The organism is Lysinibacillus sp. CTST325, from assembly GCF_054665055.1.
Genome location: NZ_BAAFHO010000002.1, coordinates 794,780 through 814,648, shown reverse-complemented (window position 1 = coordinate 814,648; position 19,869 = coordinate 794,780). Strand labels below are relative to the sequence as shown.

At 36.5% G+C, this 19,869-nt stretch carries 21 protein-coding genes and 4 pseudogenes; 22 read left to right on the top strand and 3 right to left on the bottom strand.

The genetic code is table 11. The features are described from left to right. The first annotated feature begins 7 nt into the window (after positions 1-7). Complete coding sequence (locus tag ACYQ73_RS09685; protein WP_460012287.1) at positions 8-784, top strand: class I SAM-dependent methyltransferase; 777 nt, start codon at positions 8-10, stop codon at positions 782-784. Positions 785-900: 116 nt separating this feature from the next. On the opposite strand, the gene ACYQ73_RS09680 is transcribed toward ACYQ73_RS09685, so the two are convergent. Further along, the gene (locus ACYQ73_RS09680) at positions 901-1,299 is read right to left on the bottom strand and encodes a glucosamine 6-phosphate synthetase (protein ID WP_460012286.1); all 399 of its coding nucleotides are present in this window, start codon (positions 1,297-1,299) and stop codon (positions 901-903) included. A 288-nt stretch (positions 1,300-1,587) separates the two neighbouring features. On the opposite strand from ACYQ73_RS09680, the gene ACYQ73_RS09675 reads away from it, so the two are divergent. The 17 genes and pseudogenes from ACYQ73_RS09675 to ACYQ73_RS09595 all read left to right on the top strand — a co-directional run bounded on the left by ACYQ73_RS09675 (position 1,588) and on the right by ACYQ73_RS09595 (position 13,524). Continuing rightward, on the top strand, positions 1,588-2,199 hold the full coding sequence (locus ACYQ73_RS09675) for an undecaprenyl-diphosphatase (protein WP_460012285.1): 612 nt from the start codon (positions 1,588-1,590) through the stop codon (positions 2,197-2,199). Between the two features lie 508 nt (positions 2,200-2,707). Next, a complete protein-coding gene (locus ACYQ73_RS09670; RefSeq protein ID WP_460012284.1) occupies positions 2,708-4,531 on the top strand; it encodes an IucA/IucC family protein in 1,824 nt (607 codons plus the stop codon). Next, a complete protein-coding gene (locus ACYQ73_RS09665) occupies positions 4,503-5,204 on the top strand; it encodes an IucA/IucC family protein (protein ID WP_460012283.1) in 702 nt (233 codons plus the stop codon). The genes ACYQ73_RS09670 and ACYQ73_RS09665 overlap by 29 nt, the downstream gene beginning before the upstream one ends. Next, entirely contained in the window at positions 5,201-6,256 is a 1,056-nt protein-coding gene (locus ACYQ73_RS09660) for an IucA/IucC family protein (RefSeq protein ID WP_460012282.1), read from the top strand. Before ACYQ73_RS09665 ends, ACYQ73_RS09660 begins: the two co-directional genes overlap by 4 nt. Before the next feature lie 2 nt (positions 6,257-6,258). Further along, positions 6,259-7,491: an AMP-binding protein gene (locus ACYQ73_RS09655; protein WP_460012281.1), complete on the top strand. Its 1,233-nt coding sequence runs from the start codon at positions 6,259-6,261 to the stop codon at positions 7,489-7,491. Further along, positions 7,488-7,745, top strand: coding sequence for a petrobactin biosynthesis protein AsbD (gene asbD, locus ACYQ73_RS09650; RefSeq protein ID WP_460012280.1), 258 nt, complete (start codon positions 7,488-7,490; stop codon positions 7,743-7,745). The genes ACYQ73_RS09655 and asbD overlap by 4 nt, the downstream gene beginning before the upstream one ends. Before the next feature lie 13 nt (positions 7,746-7,758). After that, complete coding sequence (locus tag ACYQ73_RS09645) at positions 7,759-8,733, top strand: DUF6005 family protein (RefSeq protein WP_460012279.1); 975 nt, start codon at positions 7,759-7,761, stop codon at positions 8,731-8,733. Then, positions 8,730-9,554 (top strand): sugar phosphate isomerase/epimerase family protein, encoded by an 825-nt coding sequence (locus ACYQ73_RS09640; protein WP_460012278.1) that lies wholly within the window; start codon positions 8,730-8,732, stop codon positions 9,552-9,554. The genes ACYQ73_RS09645 and ACYQ73_RS09640 overlap by 4 nt, the downstream gene beginning before the upstream one ends. A 323-nt stretch (positions 9,555-9,877) precedes the next feature. Next, complete coding sequence (locus ACYQ73_RS09635) at positions 9,878-10,072, top strand: hypothetical protein (RefSeq protein WP_460012277.1); 195 nt, start codon at positions 9,878-9,880, stop codon at positions 10,070-10,072. Then, entirely contained in the window at positions 10,069-10,425 is a 357-nt protein-coding gene (gene tnpB / locus ACYQ73_RS09630) for an IS66 family insertion sequence element accessory protein TnpB (protein ID WP_460012276.1), read from the top strand. The genes ACYQ73_RS09635 and tnpB overlap by 4 nt, the downstream gene beginning before the upstream one ends. 50 nt (positions 10,426-10,475) lie before the next feature. Beyond that, positions 10,476-10,697, top strand: coding sequence for a hypothetical protein (locus ACYQ73_RS09625; protein ID WP_460012275.1), 222 nt, complete (start codon positions 10,476-10,478; stop codon positions 10,695-10,697). A gap of 4 nt (positions 10,698-10,701) precedes the next feature. After that, positions 10,702-11,165, top strand: a pseudogene (locus ACYQ73_RS09620) (IS66 family transposase). Positions 11,166-11,187: 22 nt separating this feature from the next. Continuing rightward, a pseudogene (locus ACYQ73_RS09615) lies at positions 11,188-11,421 on the top strand (IS66 family transposase); the annotation flags it as partial. A 645-nt stretch (positions 11,422-12,066) separates the two neighbouring features. Next, positions 12,067-12,855, top strand: a complete 789-nt coding sequence (locus tag ACYQ73_RS09610) for a DeoR/GlpR family DNA-binding transcription regulator (protein ID WP_460012274.1) — start codon at positions 12,067-12,069, stop codon at positions 12,853-12,855. A gap of 45 nt (positions 12,856-12,900) precedes the next feature. Continuing rightward, on the top strand, positions 12,901-13,029 hold the full coding sequence (locus ACYQ73_RS09605) for a hypothetical protein (protein ID WP_460012273.1): 129 nt from the start codon (positions 12,901-12,903) through the stop codon (positions 13,027-13,029). Next, the gene (locus ACYQ73_RS09600) at positions 13,019-13,321 is read left to right on the top strand and encodes an ATP-binding protein (RefSeq protein WP_460012272.1); all 303 of its coding nucleotides are present in this window, start codon (positions 13,019-13,021) and stop codon (positions 13,319-13,321) included. Before ACYQ73_RS09605 ends, ACYQ73_RS09600 begins: the two co-directional genes overlap by 11 nt. An 8-nt stretch (positions 13,322-13,329) precedes the next feature. Continuing rightward, positions 13,330-13,524: a hypothetical protein gene (locus tag ACYQ73_RS09595; RefSeq protein ID WP_460012271.1), complete on the top strand. Its 195-nt coding sequence runs from the start codon at positions 13,330-13,332 to the stop codon at positions 13,522-13,524. A 63-nt stretch (positions 13,525-13,587) separates the two neighbouring features. On the opposite strand, the gene ACYQ73_RS09590 is transcribed toward ACYQ73_RS09595, so the two are convergent. Continuing rightward, on the bottom strand, positions 13,588-14,493 hold the full coding sequence (locus ACYQ73_RS09590) for a 3D domain-containing protein (RefSeq protein WP_460012270.1): 906 nt from the start codon (positions 14,491-14,493) through the stop codon (positions 13,588-13,590). 931 nt (positions 14,494-15,424) lie between these two features. Continuing rightward, a complete protein-coding gene (locus tag ACYQ73_RS09585; RefSeq protein ID WP_460012269.1) occupies positions 15,425-16,615 on the bottom strand; it encodes an MFS transporter in 1,191 nt (396 codons plus the stop codon). A 378-nt stretch (positions 16,616-16,993) separates the two neighbouring features. On the opposite strand from ACYQ73_RS09585, the pseudogene ACYQ73_RS09580 reads away from it, so the two are divergent. The 4 genes and pseudogenes from ACYQ73_RS09580 to ACYQ73_RS09565 all read left to right on the top strand — a co-directional run. Then, positions 16,994-17,422 (top strand): annotated as a pseudogene (locus ACYQ73_RS09580) (carbohydrate ABC transporter permease); the annotation flags it as partial. 25 nt (positions 17,423-17,447) lie between these two features. Then, positions 17,448-18,005 (top strand): annotated as a pseudogene (locus ACYQ73_RS09575) (extracellular solute-binding protein); the annotation flags it as partial. A 113-nt stretch (positions 18,006-18,118) separates the two neighbouring features. Beyond that, positions 18,119-18,826, top strand: coding sequence for an HAD family hydrolase (locus tag ACYQ73_RS09570; protein WP_460012268.1), 708 nt, complete (start codon positions 18,119-18,121; stop codon positions 18,824-18,826). Between the two features lie 75 nt (positions 18,827-18,901). Next, on the top strand, positions 18,902-19,864 hold the full coding sequence (locus tag ACYQ73_RS09565) for a sugar phosphate isomerase/epimerase family protein (protein ID WP_460012267.1): 963 nt from the start codon (positions 18,902-18,904) through the stop codon (positions 19,862-19,864). Positions 19,865-19,869 lie beyond the last annotated feature (5 nt).

The following is a 19,869-nucleotide window of genomic DNA, read 5'->3' as shown; positions in this document are numbered from 1 at the left end:
GATGAAGATGGGCATTGATTTTCACAATAAGGACAATCAAACTACTTATACAACTCGACAAGCTGACCACTCGTGGATGGAAGCAATGAAAGTACTTGTCCCTATCATGAATTTTTCGAGGGCTGCAGATATTGGCTGTGGCGGAGGAATTTATGCGAAAGCATTAGCAGATATGGGCGTACCTTCTGTAATAGGTGTGGATTTTTCACAGGCTATGCTCGTTGGGGCAAAAGAAAATTGTAAAGACTATCATACTATTACTTTCAAGCAAGGAAATGCATTGGCTACAGGCTTAGACAATGACAGCTTCCAGTTGGTACTGGAAAGAGCTTTCATTCATCATATCCAAGATTTAAAAGCTTGTTTTCAAGAGGCATTTAGAATTTTGGAGGATAAAGGGGTTTTCATTATCCAAGACCGGACACCTGAAGATTGTTTATTAAAAGGTGATGACTACCATATTAGAGGCTATTTCTTTGAGCATTTTCCAAAATTAAAGGAGCAAGAAATAAAACGCAGACATAGTAGTGAGCTAGTAATTGAGACACTTAAGGTAATTGGGTTTAGCGAGGTTAAGGAAGTAAAGCTATGGGAAACAAGAAATGTCTATGAACAGAAAGAGCAATTGTTAAAAGATTTACGGGAAAGAACAGGCAGAAGTATTTTGCACGAATTAGACCCTGAAGAATTAAATGAATTAGTGAATTATATTGATAAGTCGATTTCAACTGAGAGTCCTATAGTTGAAAAGGACAGATGGACCATTTGGAAAGCTGTAAAATAATTTATTTTTATAAAGTGTTGAGGGGAGTTATCCGTCAGTTCGGCATTTCTAAACCTCGATTCGATAAAAAGAAGCTCTCGTTCGCAGTTCAAACGAGAGCTTTTAACTATTTATCTTTATTGTCCTACTAAAGCGAGAAGGTATTTATCTCGATCTGCTTCCTCCTGCATTTTATTATCAACCAGCATGGCACCGTTTCTCACATTTGTCTTATCACGATCCACTAAAAATTGAACATTCACTTTTGCGGTTTTATTATTGATAGGACATTCTCCTTTAAATTCAACAACGTCCTGTCCTTTTTGGGTTTCAAAATACACCCAATATGGATTTTGACAAGCGTTTGCAAAGCCCGATTCTATTGTTTTACTACTATTTTCGAATGAATAGTTTTTTACATATGTAATATATTCATTATCTGTAATGTCCTTTTGTGGACCGTAAAAATACCAGAATACCCCTAAAATTCCGATTGGCACAATCCACAGTATATTTCTTTTGCTTAATTTCCCCATATTTGTAGCCCCCTTTATTAAAATATTTTATCATCATTATACCGATTTTTGCTAGCTTACTATAATATTTTCTAGTTTGCGATTTAATATTCTAAAAAACGAATTTGGGAGAGATATGATTTTTTCATTTTCATCTGTGGTTTGTTGATGAATCGGGATTTTTTTTGTAAATAAAAGAAACAATAAGGCTTATGATGACGTCATGTATGAAAGGGTAAGCAGATATTCAACTGAAATTTGCGCATGTTTGAAAAACTTTAATTTACTGAAAGCAAGGAGATTTACAAAATGAATTATGGAATATTTCAATGGATTAATGATCTAGCTGGTCGCTATCCTTTACTAGATAAAGGAATGATTTTCATCACTGATAGCGTTCCGTATATCGTAATCGTATTCATGTTATTTTTATGGTTTACTGCAAACAAGGAAAAAAGGGCAGAAAAACAATATACTGCAATATACATTGTCTTTACATGTTTACTAGGATTGGGTCTCAACGCACTCATTCACTTTGTTAACTATCACCCACGACCATTCATAACGTATAATGTTCATCAGCTAGTACCGCATGCTGACGATTCTTCGTTTGTAAGTGATCATTCAGTATTAGTATTCTCCTTGGCATGTACGTTGTTATTACGAAAAGACTCGTGGAAGTATCCTGTATTAGTATGGGCCATCCTAGTAGGTATTTCACGTATCTTCGTCGGCGTACATTATCCAGCTGACGTAATTGGTGGAGCACTTCTGTCATTAGGGGCAAGTTTTGTCATTATCAAGTTTTCCAAAAAATTGGAGCCGGTCGTTCAAGTCCTATTCACTATCTATAACAAACTTACGAAACGTATCCCTTTTTTGGCAAAATACGGCCATCATGATTTAAGACAAGGAAATTAAAAAGGTAAAGATGGAGAGTCGCATTTTAATGCGGCTCTTCTTTTGATAACAATAGAATAATGTGTATACATAAACAAAGGTTAATTCACTCTGAGATAGCGTTTTCTCTTTGTAATATTTTGTCGTTACAATAGATCATAAATCAATAAAATCGTACAAGTGATATAAGAAACGATTCCTTCTGCTACAGTTTTATTTATTTCGATGGCTTGTATCGCTATAGGTCTTTAGACATTTGACCATTTATGTATTTCCTGTATTATGTAGATATGGTTGAAAATGATAATCATTATCAATCAAATTGTATAGTTTTGAATTTACTATCATCCTATTAATTTTTAGTTGTCTTTTAATGACTAGGAACGTGTATTATTTGTCAGCAACACATTTGTTTCCATTTACTTCTTATTGTCAGTCTTTCTAATTAGGAAGACAAATTTTTTTAACAACCGATGAGAATCATTATCATTCGGTGAGTAGAAGACTCTGTGAAAGGATGGCTTATTTTATGCAACAGATTGCTAAACAGATTGCAGAAGATGCAACGTTTCAGGCGTTTATGAATTGTTATATACGAGAAGTGAGTAGCGGACATTGGGTCAAAAAGGAGGAGTGGATAAAAGAACAACGACTAACTTTCCTGATTACAGAGGGACATATGTTAGAGCTTGAGTTGCCGTTGCAAAACACTCGTATTGCATTTGGTGTAGAATACAAATCTCTTGTTGGAAGACATATATTTGGTGTCTCGTTGAAGTATTGTACGAAACAAAAACAGTGGCTTCTCGAAGATAAATTAACGACACTCATCTCGCTCATTCAAGAGCTACATTTAATGACAAAGTCGGATGGATGTCCTGGACTTTCTCCCCATTTTGATGAACTCATTCTTCGCTTAATTGAGAGCTATCAAACGATGGCAAATTATATTGAAAACAGTTTGGAATATAAAAAACAAAATGGAGCAAACGCTACATTTATTGAAGCTGAGCAGTCTCTCTTATTTGGACATTGGCTTCATCCGACACCTAAAAGTAGACAAGGTATGGCGAATTGGCAACAAATGGATTTTGCTCCAGAGTTACAAGGTCATTTCCAACTTCACTATTTTCGTGTAGACCGCAAAATTGTGAAAGAGTCCTCTGTATTAGAAAAAAGTGCAAGTGAACTCATTTATCAGTCTTTAATAAAATCACAACCTGATATTGTTATGTCAGAGAAGGATTGTCTCATTCCGATGCACCCACTTCAAGCACAGTGGCTTTTACAGCAACAGTATGTAAAAAAAGCGCTTGCTGAAGGATTGATAAAATACGAAGGTGCGCTTGGGGCATTTTATACAGCAACCTCTTCGATAAGAACCGTATATAGCTCTAATGAAGAAATGATGTATAAGTTTTCAATTCCTGTAAAAATCACGAATTCATTGAGGGTAAATCGAATGCATGAACTAAAAGCTGGAATTGCTATGGCTCGGTTAATGAATAAGATTGATTTCTTCGACAACCATTCATCTTTTCGGATGATTGATGACCCAGCTTATATGACTGTAGAGTTTCCAAATCAGACGGAATCAGGGTTTGAGGTGATTTTTCGCTCAAACGTATTTCCTAAAGGACACGATGAAGGAATCTGCATGATCGCCGCTCTTGTACAAGAACCTCTGCCAAAAGAAAAATCGAGACTATATCAGCTCATTATGGAAATCTCTCAATCAGAATTCCACTCATTAGAAAGCATAAGTTTAGATTGGTTTAAAGTCTATTGGAAATGTGCTATTGAACCATTATTAAGGTTATACGATGAGTATGGGATAGCTCTCGAAGCACATCAGCAAAATAGCGTGTTAAACATTTCTTCAGGTTATCCAACTGCTTATTATTATCGTGATAATCAAGGATATTACTTATCAAAAACATATAAAGAAGAACTTCTTTCGATAGAGCCTTCTTTACATGAAACAGATGAGCTATTTTACGAAGATACCCTTATTCATGATAGATTTACATATTATTTGTTTATGAATCAATTGTTTCCCGTTATTTCCCGATTTGGAGCAGATCAGCTAATCGATGAAAAAATTCTTTTGAAGTGGTCCAACGATCAACTGCACTTATTAGAAAAAGAATTTACAGGTCTCGGGAAGGCATTTGTTCGTAACGTTCTAGAACAAGATAAGCTTGCGTTCAAAGCAAATTTATTAACAAGAATTCATGATGTAGATGAACTTGAAGCCGAACTTGAACAAGCGGTATACACAAAAATTCCAAATCCGTTTGTTTTACAGTATGAGGAGGCAGAATATGCAGCAGCTACAGCCTTTAGCTTCTAAAAAAGAAGAGCTACGTGTAAGACGGCAACTTGTGGAAGCAATGATTTTTGAAGGACTAATCAGTTATGAAGAAACTCGTCTAGATAAATGGACTTCAATTTTTACTCTTTTTGGACAGAAGTGCACTTATCGTTGTGAAGGGCGAAGAATGGCATTTGATCGCATCCTAATAAAGGGAGATAGTATTTTTCTAGTACAAAAAGATGAAACGATACTAGAGGCAACGCTTGAGAATCTAGTAGATGAATTACTTTCTACCCATAGAGACAAAATTCGATTACTGAAAGAACTTCATTTAACGAGTAAGCTTTGTGAATGGAATGTTCGTCATCTTCAAATGCCAAAGTCTAGAAGAAATTCGAGCTATGAAGAATTAGAATCAGAAATCATTGAAGGACATTCATATCATCCATGTTTTAAATCAAGAACTGGTTTTACAATTGATGACCATAAAGACTATGGACCTGAGGCAAAGCAATCTTTTACTCTTCAATGGGTTGCTGTGAGAAGAAGCTACGTACGAATTTCTGTTCTTGAAGAGGAAGAGAACTTTTGGAAAAGAGAGCTAGGGCATTTGCTGTGGGAAGACCTTCTTGCAACGCTTGCGGTATTCGATGGAACATTTGAAGAATATACGTTCTTACCGGTTCATCCTTGGCAATGCATAACATGAAGCAAGAACTAGCGGGATTAATGGAGCAAAAAGATCTAATTCCTCTAGATGTAAAAGGAGATTACTATCGGGCAACTCAATCGGTGCGAACATTATGGAACTTTTCAAATCCTGAGAAGGCGCAATTAAAATGCTCGATGAATATGGTGAATACCTCTTCATTACGAAAGCTACATTCTCATGCTGTTTGTGCCGCTCCTCATATTTCAGCATGGCTTAAACAGGTGATTCAATTAGACCCCTATTTACAAAAGGAAGCGTCTCTTATTGTACTGGAAGAATATGCAGGGATAATTTTTGAACCAAATGCAAAAAAGCATAGCAGAAAACTAGAAGGTCAGCTTGGCTCAATATGGCGAGAAAGTGTGCGATCGTATATGAAGGATGATGAGGAAGCGGTACCGTTTACGGTGCTAATGATGATGGAGAAAGATGAGCGTCCCTTTATAGCTGATTGGCTTTTCCGATATGGAATGGATGAGTGGGTAAAGCGCTTAATCGAAGTGAGTGTTATTCCTGTGTGGCACTTGCTTGTCGCTCATGGTATTGCTGTTGAGGCCCATGCGCAAAATATGATCTTATTACATCAAAATGGGTGGCCGACTCGGGTCGTACTGAGAGATTTCCATGACAGTATCGAATATACGGAAGAATTTATTGCAGACAGAAGCCTCGTTCCAGACTTTGCAACGATACACGATCGTTTTAAAGATGCACCTGTCGATCATTATTATTGGATGTCTTCTGTGGAAGCTTTACGAGAGTTAGTTATGGATACATTATTCGTGTTTCATTTAAGTGAACTATCTTATTTGCTAGAAGAGCAATATGGATTTGCAGAAACACGTTTTTGGAATCAAGTTAGGGACGGGATACAGATGCACTTTGAACGTTTTCCATCATTATGCTCAAGGAATGAACAGCTTCAGCATACTAGCGCACATATTTATGTAGAATCTTTGCTAACTAAGAAACTTCAAAATCAAGAAGAAGGTAATTTTCGACATCTCGTCAGTAATACGTTGGTGCAAGCGGATAAAAAGGGGAAATGATGATGTTTTATGTCAATGATCAATTTTATACAGTAGAAGATATTGAGAAGCAATATGAAATATATGAAAGCTTATCTCATCTAAGAGAGTGTAGCAATCGCAGACTAGCTATTTGTACGGAGGATACTTTCCAATATATAGCTCTTTGTTTATATATTCGCCAAAAAGGTGGATCAGTCGTCCCAATCCATCCAGCGACGCCAAAAGAGGGATCTGTGCGGCTTGCTTCTTCAGCAGGTAGTCATCTTTTGTTGTACCAATCGATCGATTCTTTCATAGAACTATCAAATGATTCCAATGAACAAGAGGGAGTATTAGTTCAAATGAGCTCAGGTACAACAGGAGCTCCGAAATGTATTGAACGAACGTGGAGCTCAGTGGAAGAAGAGATTGGAAGCTATGTGAAGACGTTACCTGTTGATTCCTTGACAAATTCTATTGTCGCTTGTCCGGTTACTCATTCTTATGGATTCATTTGTGGTGTCTTAGCTTGCATAAGAAGGGGAGCAAAGCCGGTTATTATTACGAATAGTAATCCTAAATATATGTTGAAAAAGCTAAAAGAATATCCTAAGCACATACTCTATGGGGCACCAGCGTTACTTTATACATTAAGTAAATTATTACCTATTGATCAACAATTTGATCGCGTGATGACGTCAGGAACTGTGATGCCACATAGCTGGTTGACATCGTTAAGAGAGAAATCTAACCAAGTACTACAGCAGTATGGATGCTCTGAATCAGGCTGTGTTGCGATTCACCCTAGTGTGGAAGATCCGAAAGAAATGGGTTATCCCCTTCCTCATGTGAAGGTGACAGCTGGTAATAAACAAACACCGAGCGAAATTATCATTGAAACCTCTACACAAACGATTTATACGAAAGATCTTGGCTATATAGAAGATAATGTTCTTTCTTTTCTTGCAAGAATAGATGACACGATTAATGTAGCAGGCTTGAATGTGTATCCGCAAGAAGTTGAAAACGTGTTAATGGATGAGCCAAGGATAGCCGAAGCAGTCGTATATAAGAAACAAGACAACTTATCAGGAGAACGAGTATGCGCACTGTATGTGTCTACTAAACCGATCGATAATATGGAACTTAGAGAATGGTGCCGGAAATTTCTCGCGCCACATCAAATTCCGATTGAGTTTGTGTTTGTTCATGAAATCGAAAAGCTACCTAACGGAAAAGTAAGTAGAAAAAAACTTGGAGGCATACTAGTATGACGCGCCAACAATTGATCAAGAGCATCTATGATATTATGGAAAATTCATTAGAGTTGCAGACATTGTCCTCTTTTAATGAAGATGCCCGATTAAATGAGGATTTGTATATGGATTCAATTATGGTCCTTCAACTGATTCTTCATATAGAGTTGGATCTTGGCATTTGCATTCCCGATGAGGTTCTGGTTCCGAAAGATTTCAAAACAGTAGGAACACTAGCAAGCTTTTTAAAAAAACAGCAAAAGGTAGAATAATCGGAGGCTAAAAATGATAAAAGTTCATTGTTTTGTAAGCTGTGTTTGTGAGGTTATTAAGAAAACGAAAGGCGTCGATCATAGGCCATACTATTTTGGAGTATGGGACGCAGATTTTGATGTGCTTGATAACGGAGTGCTAGCATACCACTCTGATCAAATTGATCATCATTTCTTTCAAACATGGTATGAAATGCTCTATGGAATCAAGCTTTACAAATGGTATGACGAACAGCAATCAAAACAAGAAAATATAAACAAACTGCTAGGATTATTAGAGAATAAATCTCCACATCAACATGTGATGGTGATGCTGGATTTATCGATGCTTCCAGAGCGAGAGAATAAATTTCATCAACGTCCATTCCCTCATTATGTGATGCTAGAATCGACAGAAAATGAAGAAGAATGGTTTATGTATGACCCTGATTTTCGCTGGGAAGGGATTTTACCGAAGGAGAGAATTGTAGCTGCAATTCAAGAGCCAACTGTCGAAGGTGGTTATTACTTTGATGCAAAGACGATTATTCCCCCAACTACAGAGACAGTTGAAGCCTATTTTAATACATGTATAAAGCTTCATTGTAATCCGTTGACAGATGCAATTACCGAAATTATTAAAGAGTATATAGAAGGAAAAGAAAAAGAAAGGATGTCAAAACTTCCGATTGCGTTAAAACAATTGCCGGTTATAGCGATTAGAAAGTATGCATATGAGCATGCATTTGCATTTTTTTGGGAGGCACTTGGCCGCGAAGAGGAAGGATTTGACACATGGTGTGATGAAATTGAGCGTCTAGTGAATGGCTATACAACGATTCAGTATCGATCGATGAAGCTTGCGCTGACGGAAAATTTGTTATTAGCGGAAGATATTTTTGTGAAGTTAGAAGAACAAAATCTCCTTGAGTTCAAGATTAAGCAAGGATTACAAGAATGCTTTCAAGCATGGTTACCATTACAGCACAAGAAAGAGGTTATAATATGAAACTATCTATCTGTACAATCTCGTTTCGGCACCATCTCCACTCGATTGACCAATTAGCCCAATTTGCAAAAACGCAAGGTTTTCAAGGAATCGAGCTCTGGGGTGTTCATGCAAAGAACATGGCAGATGAACTTCATTATGGAGCGGATTGGCTAAGCTCCTACGGTTTGGAAACGAGCATGCTTAGTGATTATTTGCCATTAGAAGCACCAGTTTCTGAGATGATGGCTGAAACAGAGAAGTTATCATTACTTGCAAAACGCTGGGGAACGAATAAGATTCGTACATTTGTAGGAAAACATGGTAGTTCAGACACGAGTAAAAAAGAAAGGAAAGAACTTATTTCCAGGCTTAGAATGCTCTGTGATTATCTTGAGTCAAAAGGACAGTATTTGCTTGTTGAAACTCATCCGAATACATTGACAGATAATCTACCTTCAACGATGCAGTTACTCGAAGAAACGAATCACCCAAGCCTACGAGTGAACTTTGACGTTTTGCATATATGGGAATCAGGGATAAATCCTATTGTTGCCACGAAGCAACTTCGTCCTTATATCTCACATTTTCACTTTAAAAATATTGCCTCACGTGCACAACTTGATGTTTTTTCTCCAAACAATGTTTATGCTGCATCAGGGTCTAGAGAAGGGATGGTTCCATTGTTTGAAGGTGCAATTGATTATAATGAAATTCTAGAAGAAGTACTTTCAATCGTGGAGGTAGATGCGTCATTGGAATGGTTCGGATCGAATGTGAAGAGCGTATTAGCAAAAGATGTTCAGGAGGTTAAAAAAGCGTTGCAGTTGGTGCAAGTATAATATATAAAAGCTAAATATCCGCTTTCCTAAATTGAGAGAGGCTGAGAAATAAGTAACCATTTTAAAGCAAAATCTAAAAAATATAATCAGAAAAGTGTGAGATATCAGGAATTGATTTCTCGCACTTTTTAAAGTTTTGACTCTGCCTTCTAAGGCAGGTAGAGGGAAAAGCATTGCCCTAAGCTTGTTTCGATTTTAATTGAAGAGAGTGAAAAAGCAGGTTTTTGGATGTTTCAATCGTAAGCCCGTAATCAAATAACGCATATAAACAACCAGGCACCTCCGGTACGATAAATGTATCAAATTAGAGGAGGTGCTTCTTTATGACAACTACCAAACTAACTATTGTCCCTGTGACACTAGATCCGATCACTGACAACTCTTCATCAACAACTTCACCACAAAATTCTCCTGAGCCGAGCTGCATCATTAAAACAACTAGCACTGAAATTTCCTTCTTTAATGGCGTAGATGAGCGCATCATCCAAACGATCCTGAAAGAGTTGAACAAGCTATGAAGCATGATTTTACAAGCGTGCAGAACATCTATATTATTTGCGGCAAGACCGATATGCGTAAAGGTATTGACGGCCTCGCAACGCTCATCCAGGATTCTTTTAAACTCGATCTATATAGTGATTCCATCTTCTTGTTTTCTGGGTGGAGCAAAGACCGTTATAAATGTTTGTACTTTGATGGAGATGGCTTCGCAATGCTTTATAAACGATTAGATAATGGTAAACTGCAATGGCCAAAAGATGAAAAGGAGGAAGTGCGTAATCTTTCACAACAGGAGCTTCGTTGGCTGTTGGAAGGCTTATCACTTCAGCAGCCAAAGGCAATTGCGAAATCAGATAAAGGTGTCTTTTAAATCTATTCACCTAAGTGGTATCATCATCCATGACTTATACTGAACGAAATGTGGTGAATACAGTGGGTAACGTATCTTCTGACCAAAATGAACGATTCATTCGATTACTTGAGCAACAATTGGCCCATTCAAATCAGCAAAACAATGAACTGACAAAGAAGTTGGATCAATCATTGAAACAAATCGAATTGTTAACAGAACAAGTTCGCCAATTAACCAAGGCTTTGTACGGTTCGAAATCGGAAAAATCAAAGTATTCTACCGATTTATGAACAGATGAAGCAGACATTAACAGCAAAATCTGCTCTACATGTGGATGAAACTTATGCGCAAATAATCAAACGTTCAGACGGAAAATCCGGTCAATCGAACGCCTATAATTGGGTGTTCCGAAGTGTGCCAAGTCAAGGACCGATCATCGTTCTTTTTCAAAGTGCATTATCGAGAAGTCGTTCTGTATTAGAAGAATTTACAGAGGGCTTTAAAGGGACCGTGATTTGTGATGGTTATTCGGCATACGGGAATCTACCTAAGTCACGTTCGCATATTGTTAGGCGCATGTGCGACGTTATTGGCTGAAAGTTGATAGCAAAAACGGGCAAATTGGCGTGGATTACTGTGATCAACTGTATCACCTAGAACGTCAATTCAAGCATCTTTCACCAGGTAAACGCCGAAAAGTAAGGCAAAAACATTCAAAGCCGATTGTAGAGAAGTTTCTAAAATGTAAAATGGGTTGACGAATCACCTTTCTTCGGGAAAAATGCGCTCGCAAAAGCTGCCGAATACACATTAAATCGTGTGCACGGATTAAAGGCTTTTCTATTCGATGGTCGAATTGAAATCGATAATAATCCAGCTGAAAATGCGATTCGTCCAAATGTGATCGGTCGTAAGAACTGGCTTTTCTCTGTTAGTGAAGCAGGCGCTAAAGCAAATGCGATCTGTTTAAGTTTGGCTGAAACGGCAAAAGCAAACGGCATCGATTTCTATTAATACCTAGTGACGTTAATGACAGAATTGCCAAATTTACCGATTCACCAACAACCAGAGATTTTAAATAATTACATGCCTTGGTCGAAAAAAATCTAAGTCACATGTGCAAAATAGCCATCTATCCGAAAAAAAATTCAGATAGATGGCTATTCGTCGTGCGTACCGAGAAGATGCGCTTTTTTTATATGTCGGGCTTACGGTTGAGAGAGTCGTGTTTTATGCGGCTCTTGTATTTTTAAATTTAGTCAACTTTACATTTGAAAAGGTGGAATTGATATGATTATTATAATAAGAGTAAGGGAGTAAGCTAATGAGGAAATAAAAGTGACCTTCATTACAGAATGCTAACTATTTTGATGTTGAGTTATAAGATTCAGTTTAACTTAGTTCGAAAAAAATGGTGTCAACTTTTCGCAGACTTCACTTAAAGAAATAAATAGTAAACATATACCTTTTGAAATGTAAATGGAATGTTTAAAAGGTTAAGTGTTAATAGGAAAACTTCCATTTGCTTGGTAAATTAAATACAATATAACTAAGAATCAATACTGAAGTCTGTTCTTGATTGAAAAAGTATGTTGGTATAAGAGTACATATTTCGGTAAAGGTTAAAGTATATTGGTGGAATACAAAGAGGTGTTTATTATGAAGTCTTATACACAATTTGAACGAAGAAAATACATATTAGATGAGCTAGATCAATACAATCGTGTGATGGTCAATGATTTAGCAAAAGTGTTAAATGTAACGACAGAAACCATCCGAAGAGATTTAGATTTGTTGCATAAAGAAGGCAAGTTAACAAAAATACATGGTGGGGCTTTAAAGAAAAACGATCATACCGTGGAATTATTTTTTAATAAACGTCGCAATGAAAACATTGATGAAAAACGAAGAATAGCAATGGCAGCAAGTAAATTGGTAGAGGATAATGATATTATTGCCATTGAAGTTGGCACAACTACGTTGCAAATATTGGACTATATATATGACAAAAGAAACATAACCATTTTAACAAACTCTATACCTGCAGCTAATAAAATTATTGAGCTAAAGGAACAGTATGAGTCATTTGATTGCAAACTTATAGTAGCTGGTGGAATGTTAAATACAAATTCATTAGCATTGTCTGGTGATATGACGTTAAACTTCCTGGATCATTTTACAGTTAATAAATTGTTTGCTTCCTGTGATGGAATCTCATTAGAAAAGGAGTTAACATGTACGTATATTGAAGACGCTCAAATATTTAACCGCTTAAAGAAAAATGCAAGACAAGTTGTCATGATGGCAGATGAATCTAAATTCAACTTAATGAAGTTTTATAAAAGTGGGAGTTTTGATGATATCGATATATTATTTACGAATGCTAAACTCGATATAGAATGGCAAAGTGCTTTAGCAGCAAATGGTGTAGAAATAATAATCATTTAGAAGAATAGAAAATCCAATTCTCAAGAACCGAATTACTTAATTGGTATGGAACTTCAGACATTACTGGATGAAAAAGAAGTGAAAGTTATTTCTCAGATGAAAGATGTGCCAATCGTGTCAGATGAAAAGGCGATCCAGTTTATTTTCACGCAAATACTTGTTAATGCAGTCTAATGAAAAGATTGATAGTTTTATCTGGTTAAAAACTGGTTTTGATAGCGTGAAAAATCAGTATTCTCTAAGGATATCTGATAATGGTATCGGGGTGCTTAATTCTGATCTTCCTTTCATTTTTGATAAAGGATTTTCAGGAGATAATTCTAACAGAAAACAGTCTACTGGGATAGGATTGTATTTTGTAAAGAAATTATGCGATGAATTGCAGATTGAAATTGAAATTGAAGTTGACTCTAAGTATGGGAAGGAATTTGTAATTCAATTTCTATTTCCGAAAATTGAGGATTAATAGACATTATGAAAAAGGTAGGATATTTAATACCAGTATCTGTGGATGCTATGACCCATTGTTTATCGGGGGCAATGAATGAAACAGCCATTTCGATAGCAGAAAACACCTTAGAAGAAGCAAGTGAGACGATAACAAACCTATTGGAAGAGCTAAAAAATAAGCAAAAAAGGATCAACCTAGTTCTTTTTTGCTTATTATAATGATTTAAAAACACCTTTTTGTACAGATATAGAAATCCTAAGGAGAGGCTGGTAATAGATATGTTAGTTTAAGATTGTTACCTTTAATTGTTTTACTCCAAAATTGATTGCATCCTGTTGTGAAGGAAAAAAGACATCGATTCGATTTCCTTTAATGGCTCCGCCAGTATCTCCTGCAATCGCTTCACCATAGCCTTCTACATAAACTTTACTACCAAGTGGAATTATAGCTGGGTCAACTGAGATGACCTTTGCATTTGGGTTTGTTTTAAGGTTAATTCCAGTAGCGGTAATACCGGTACATCCCTCACATGAAGCCGTATAGGCTGAAGCCTCCACTGTAATTACTTTTGAAGCTGTATTACTTGTTGATGGAGCGGTTGCTTTAGGTGTATGATCCTTTGAAGCTGTATTACTTGTTGATGGAGCAGTTGCTTTAGGTGTATGATCCTTTGAAGCTATATTACTTGTTGATGGAGCAGTTGCTTCAGGTGTACGATCCTTTGAAGTTGTTTTATTTGTTGATGGTGCGGCTGCTGAAGTTGTAGCTCCCTTTGATTCATATGCTGCAGGCATTATTGGTTTTTCAGTTTCAGCCGTATTACTTGTTCTCAAACTGTCAAAGATGAATAGTTTTAAACCTGGATGAATGAAATCAGTATGTAATTGGTTCCATTCTTTAATTTGCGAAACTGTTACTTGATGATCTATGGCTATGTCCCATAATGTATCACCTTGCTTTACGGTATATTGTTTTTGCTGTGCAATGGTCAGGACCTCCCCGGGGTGAATAAGGTCGGTAGTAAGATGATTTAACTTTTTGATATTTTTTACAGATGTATTATTTTCACGTGATAGCTCCCAAAGAGTATCACCTTTTTGTACGGTAATCGTTGCAGCTTGAGCATTAGCACTTAAAGTTACCGAGAGCATTGCAACTGGTACAATTGATATAATTTTTTTAAGCATTTTTTTTATCCTCCATGTTCTTGGTTGCTAATTTTAAATAATCGTAACATAGATTTTTCTGAGAAAAAGAACAAAGAGATGTTAATTCGTTTACGTCCATGTCAATTATATTGCAATAATATTGCTAATATTAAACGTTACTAAGAAAGTATTAAGTGGTGCAAGAACAAACGACAATGTATGTCATGAATAATCTGGAAAAATTAGATATGGCTCGATCATTATTATGAATTTATTTCCATCACTTAAGGGCGAGTATACAAACGAATCGTCTATTGAAAACTTAACGTGCGTTCAAGAAGAAATGACAAAGGTAGATGATGTCATACTATTAAGACGTTGCTATAGCAACGTTTTAATAGTATGTCAGATATATAACATGTACGGGTGGTTTACGATCTTTCCGTGAGAGCAGATTCTTCTAATTGTTTCCCAAGCTGTAGATGGGTTAACTCATCTGCGAAGCGACCTGTAAATTGCAGCCCGATTGGTAAGCCAGATGCATTCATCTTTGGGGAGGCGGGGAATAAACCTTATCACAAGTAAGCGCGGTTTTTTAAAACAGGCACATTCTCTTCATGCGAATGTGCCTGTCTGATTTGTATTTTTACTAAAGTATTTGTTGCATTTAAATAGTATCTTTACAGGCAACTTTTTTTTCTTTTAAGTAAGAAATTTCATCGCATCTGCCGAAATATTGCTACCGTTAGTGTAAATATTATAGTAGCTCGAATGTGAATCAAAACGACTACCACCTTCCCAAAAAAATGCAATTTCACAAATACCCTCAGCAGTTTGATAAGTCCCAAGGTTTATGTGCTCGTTTTTTCATTAGGAAGTGTGTAAGTATACTGAGTAAAATAAGTAGACCCATCCAAGCAAAGAGCGTTGTAGAATAAATTTCACTCATGAATAATTGCTCATGTCATTTTTAAGCTGATTTCTTTTGTTTTTGGTCTAAAAGATGACAAAAGAAAGTTAATATACTTGCACAGACTGCAACTATTCCGCCGACCCATGTTATATTCATTAAATTCCCTTGATGGTATACAATTCCACCTAATGCAGAACCAAAAGCGATGCCTACGTTGCTTGCCACTGGCATAAGTGAAGCGGCGAGTCCAGTAGCATTTGGCTGATAAATTCCGGCAAGGTCTATTAAATATAGCTGAGTAGATGTTGTTAAGAGGATGGCCATTAACGACATTAGGCCAATGTTTACCAGTCCTAAAATAAATTGATTTGTCGTCCAAAATAAACTTGTCAGAACAACTGCCTGTACGAGAAAAACAAACCGAAGGCGACCGATTGCATTGTGGTTGGCAATTTTACCGGCGAGGATGTTGCTGAAAATCGAGATAAATCCGTAACCAAATAAGATTAAACTAATTGAATTATTTGGTGCTCCCATTTCCTTTAAGATAGGAACAAGGTAAGTAAAGACGGCATAAGTTGCGCCAAATCCGAGAGCAGGAATGAAAAAAGCCATCAAAATTCGTGGCTTGGTCATTAAAGAAAACTGATCCCGTATTGAACTGCGTACTTGACTGAGACTATTAGGTAAGACAAAAAAGGAGGCCACAAACGCCAATACTCCTAGGAAAGTGGTTAACATGAAAGTGGCATTCCAACCGTACCATTCTGCGATTACAATACCAATTGGCACTCCAACGACATTTGCAAGTGTGAAGCCACCGAAAACGAATGATATAGCAAGTCCGCGTTTTTTAATCGGCATGGTTTCACTCGCAACAATCATGGCTAGGGAGATTAATACCCCTGTTACTATCGCTGTCATAATCCGAAGGGCAAGGAGCATGATGTAGCTCGTCGAAATGACGCACAAAGCATTCAGGACGATGAAAGACCCTATCAAAAACAACATCCATTTACGCTTTGGAAAATGACTTGTTGCTGACATCACTAGTGGTGTGGCGATGGCAAACGTAATGGCAAACGCAGAAACGAGTGTGCCTGCTTTTGCATTTGTCATATGTAGGCTTGAAGAAATATCTGTTAAAATCCCGACAATAACAAATTCGCTTGTCCCGAGAACAAATGTTAATAAAGTAAGTGTTAAGATGAGCAACCAATGTCGCTTGGATAATTTTGTGGTGTGCATAAATACCTCTTTTCTTAGATGAATGTAAATGTGTCACATAGAAGATACACAACCTGAACATCATACCATAAAATTTTTTGTGAGAAAAACCCTTTCTTAATCAATGGATTACCAGAATCGACATGGCTGTAGAGTTAAATAAGAACATGTTTTGATCCATTTTTAATATGCTCTTTAGATTTGTTCGCATGTCAGGGTTAATATCGCTAATTGAATTAAATTATTTCTCAATGACTACGAGAAATAGTTTTTTTATTATTGTATTTTGGTTTTGTGTTGTTTTGTTTTGTTTATATGTTTATTTTTACAACTTGTTAATGAAATTACAACATCTGATTAATAATTTGGCATTACAATGTGAAGCAGGAGGTGACTTGAATGCAAATAAAATTTTCAAAAGCTGCGTTCTTTTTATTACCGGTTGGAATACCTCTTACACTCTTTTGGATTATTCCGAATTTGTTTAGTATAGGTATTAGTTTTACAGACTGGGATTTCATGACAAACGGTTTTCATTTTGTTGCTTTAGATATCTATTTCAATTTGTTTACCCAGTCATCGTTTAAGCAGGCATTACTAAACACTCTTTATTTTGGATTTGGGACAGTTATTCCAACGATTGTATTAGGATTAGGTTTTGCTTTGTTCTTTAGAAAAAATTTCAGAGGCTCTGCCATTTACAAATTGATGATTTTTTCGCCATGGGTAACACCAACAGTAGCTGTATCGATTGTATGGTCACTTCTTTATGAACCGAAATTTGGTGATATCAATACGGTGCTAGGCTTGTTAGGGATACCTGGATTGGCTTAAGAGTAGTGAAACCGCAATTTGGGAAAACACAATTATTGATTTTGTGGAAGGTAGATCGTTAGGATATACAGGTTCATCTGGTGACCAAGGATTTGTCTTTAAATCATTAGGTGAGGGAATGGATGAGGCCGAAAGACGAGCTACATTTGGAGCAGTTCCACAACCAGGCTGGGGTGACCATAAGCCGGCACCGAAATTAGAAGCTTATTTAACATTAACTAGAAATACTGATCCAGAAGTAGCACAAGGTGCATATGAGTTTATGAAATTTGCGACAAGTACTGAGAAAACAGCAGAATGGTCAATGGAAACAGGCTATATCCCTGTTCAAAACAATGTTACTGATTATAAGCCTTATGCAGATTTCGTAAAAAAACAACCACAGGCGTTAGTTCCGATAGAGCAAGCAAATAAATATGGAGTTTCGCCATTTATCGACCCAACAGGCGGAAAAATCTATGATGCACTAGATATTGCGAAAGATAAAGTAGAAATCGAAGGAATCTCTGCTCAGGAAGCATTAGATGAAGCAGCGAAAATAGCTCAGGAAGAATTAGACAAAGTTAAAAAGAAATAATAAACTTTTCGAAGAGAAATGGAGGTTCTTCTCTTTTGAATGAAAGAAGTACCTTCATTATTTGGATTGTTTTTATTAGAATAATAGGCTTTATGTTTTAGGAGGAGAAGAAGATGAAGAAAGGAATTATTTTCGATAAGGATGGAACATTAATACAGCTCGATGCTGTTTGGTACAAGATCGTTGATTGTGTGCTTAATGATATATTTCAAAAGTTTCCGAATGAAAAGAACAGACGAGATGAATATATGCAGATTATTGGAATGGACAATAATGATTTCGAGAGTACGAGTTTACTAGCTAGTCAAACGAATTCTTTTATTGCTGCTGCATGGCATTCAATTTTGAGAGAAAAAAATATTAAAAAAGGGGAATTTATACACGACGTTTGTGCATCATTCAAAAAGCACTCTACATCAGATGACCTCGTATTTACAGAAGTAAAAGGTGCACAAGAAACATTAAAGTATTTAAAAAATCATGATTATATTATCGGTATTGTGACAGCAGACGATGTTGATGCAGCTGTGCATTCGCTTAAAATGACTAAGCTATATGAGTATATAGATTTTTTAGGAGCAGATGATGGAATCAATAAACCTAAGCCTAATAGTGAATGTTATCATATTTTCAAAGATAAATTCCTACTGAATGATGAGGAAGTTTTAATGGTAGGTGACACGTTAACTGACATTCGATTTGCACGAAATAGCCGTATTGAAGTAGCTGGGGTTCTTTCTGGTGCATGCAATAAGGAAGATTTAGAAGGAAAAGCAGACTATATTATAGATAGTGTTAAAGATATTCAAAAGATTTTATAGCATATTGTCATTAAATGAGAGAAGTCTATCTAGTTAAAAACAATGACTAAATTGATTACGAAGAAGGTGAAACGGATGAAATTAGGCTTAGAAACGGAAACCTATCATTTACTTTTTCAAAATGGTCGAATGGAGATTTTCGACTTTATTAGAAAAACAGCGGAACACGGTTTGAATGGGGTAATGATAAATGTCATAGCATATCCTGGCGATAAATATTTACATCCTAAGTGGGGGGCTCTTGGCGGCGCTGAACCTGATCATTTAGAGAGGGTGCGTAAAGAAATTGAAAAATATGGATTATACGCTGAGATTGACGCAAGAGGAACAGAGCCTGATCATTTATCAGAGGTTATCGAAGTAGCACATAAAATTGGAGCAGATGTGATTCGGACGTATTGTTGTCCAGGGATATATGATAAAGATTTACTAGATCAAGCACCAAACAATATAAAAAAAGTTGTGCCACTTCTAAAAAAATATAGAATTAAATTGGCTGTTGAAAATCATGAGGAAGAAATAGCTGACGAAATCATACAGATTGTAAATGAAGTAAACAGCAACTGGGTAGGAGCTCATTGTGATTTTGGAAATTCAATGATGGCATGGGAAGACCCAGTGGAAGCAGCAAGAAAGCTTGCTCCGTATACGTATACAACCCACTTTAAAGATCATATTATCATCGAAGCGGAAGATGGGTATAAAGTGTGCGGTGTTCCGGCAGGACAAGGAAATATCGATTTAGACGAAATCTTTAAAATTATGGTGGAGCATTCCTCGTTAACAAGAATTAATATCGAAATGTGTTATCCGTATGTAGCTAGATTTAAAAGAGAGAAAGGGACAGGTGGTGTTTCGGAGGTAGGAGTAGGTGCATTTAAAGTAGAGAATCCTCCATTTGATCGCCATGTAATCGAGCCTGAAAATTATTACTATCCTCCTGAAGAACTTTTAGAAGAGCTGATCGAAAAACAAATTCAAGGTGCTGACCAATCGATAAAACATGCAATAGAGCTTAGAGATAAGTATTGTAGATAACGTAG

Bases quoted from the DNA above. Each gene is read 5' to 3' on its own strand.
- ACYQ73_RS09685 (WP_460012287.1), top strand. From the start codon at position 8: ATGGGCATTGATTTTCACAATAAGGACAATCAAACTACTTATACAACT.
- ACYQ73_RS09680 (WP_460012286.1), bottom strand. From the start codon at position 1,299: ATGGGGAAATTAAGCAAAAGAAATATACTGTGGATTGTGCCAATCGGA.
- ACYQ73_RS09675 (WP_460012285.1), top strand. From the start codon at position 1,588: ATGAATTATGGAATATTTCAATGGATTAATGATCTAGCTGGTCGCTAT.
- ACYQ73_RS09670 (WP_460012284.1), top strand. From the start codon at position 2,708: ATGCAACAGATTGCTAAACAGATTGCAGAAGATGCAACGTTTCAGGCG.
- ACYQ73_RS09665 (WP_460012283.1), top strand. From the start codon at position 4,503: ATGCAGCAGCTACAGCCTTTAGCTTCTAAAAAAGAAGAGCTACGTGTA.
- ACYQ73_RS09660 (WP_460012282.1), top strand. From the start codon at position 5,201: ATGAAGCAAGAACTAGCGGGATTAATGGAGCAAAAAGATCTAATTCCT.
- ACYQ73_RS09655 (WP_460012281.1), top strand. From the start codon at position 6,259: ATGTTTTATGTCAATGATCAATTTTATACAGTAGAAGATATTGAGAAG.
- asbD (WP_460012280.1), top strand. From the start codon at position 7,488: ATGACGCGCCAACAATTGATCAAGAGCATCTATGATATTATGGAAAAT.
- ACYQ73_RS09645 (WP_460012279.1), top strand. From the start codon at position 7,759: ATGATAAAAGTTCATTGTTTTGTAAGCTGTGTTTGTGAGGTTATTAAG.
- ACYQ73_RS09640 (WP_460012278.1), top strand. From the start codon at position 8,730: ATGAAACTATCTATCTGTACAATCTCGTTTCGGCACCATCTCCACTCG.
- ACYQ73_RS09635 (WP_460012277.1), top strand. From the start codon at position 9,878: ATGACAACTACCAAACTAACTATTGTCCCTGTGACACTAGATCCGATC.
- tnpB (WP_460012276.1), top strand. From the start codon at position 10,069: ATGAAGCATGATTTTACAAGCGTGCAGAACATCTATATTATTTGCGGC.
- ACYQ73_RS09610 (WP_460012274.1), top strand. From the start codon at position 12,067: ATGAAGTCTTATACACAATTTGAACGAAGAAAATACATATTAGATGAG.
- ACYQ73_RS09605 (WP_460012273.1), top strand. From the start codon at position 12,901: ATGGAACTTCAGACATTACTGGATGAAAAAGAAGTGAAAGTTATTTCT.
- ACYQ73_RS09600 (WP_460012272.1), top strand. From the start codon at position 13,019: ATGCAGTCTAATGAAAAGATTGATAGTTTTATCTGGTTAAAAACTGGT.
- ACYQ73_RS09595 (WP_460012271.1), top strand. From the start codon at position 13,330: ATGAAAAAGGTAGGATATTTAATACCAGTATCTGTGGATGCTATGACC.
- ACYQ73_RS09590 (WP_460012270.1), bottom strand. From the start codon at position 14,493: ATGCTTAAAAAAATTATATCAATTGTACCAGTTGCAATGCTCTCGGTA.
- ACYQ73_RS09585 (WP_460012269.1), bottom strand. From the start codon at position 16,615: ATGCACACCACAAAATTATCCAAGCGACATTGGTTGCTCATCTTAACA.
- ACYQ73_RS09570 (WP_460012268.1), top strand. From the start codon at position 18,119: ATGAAGAAAGGAATTATTTTCGATAAGGATGGAACATTAATACAGCTC.
- ACYQ73_RS09565 (WP_460012267.1), top strand. From the start codon at position 18,902: ATGAAATTAGGCTTAGAAACGGAAACCTATCATTTACTTTTTCAAAAT.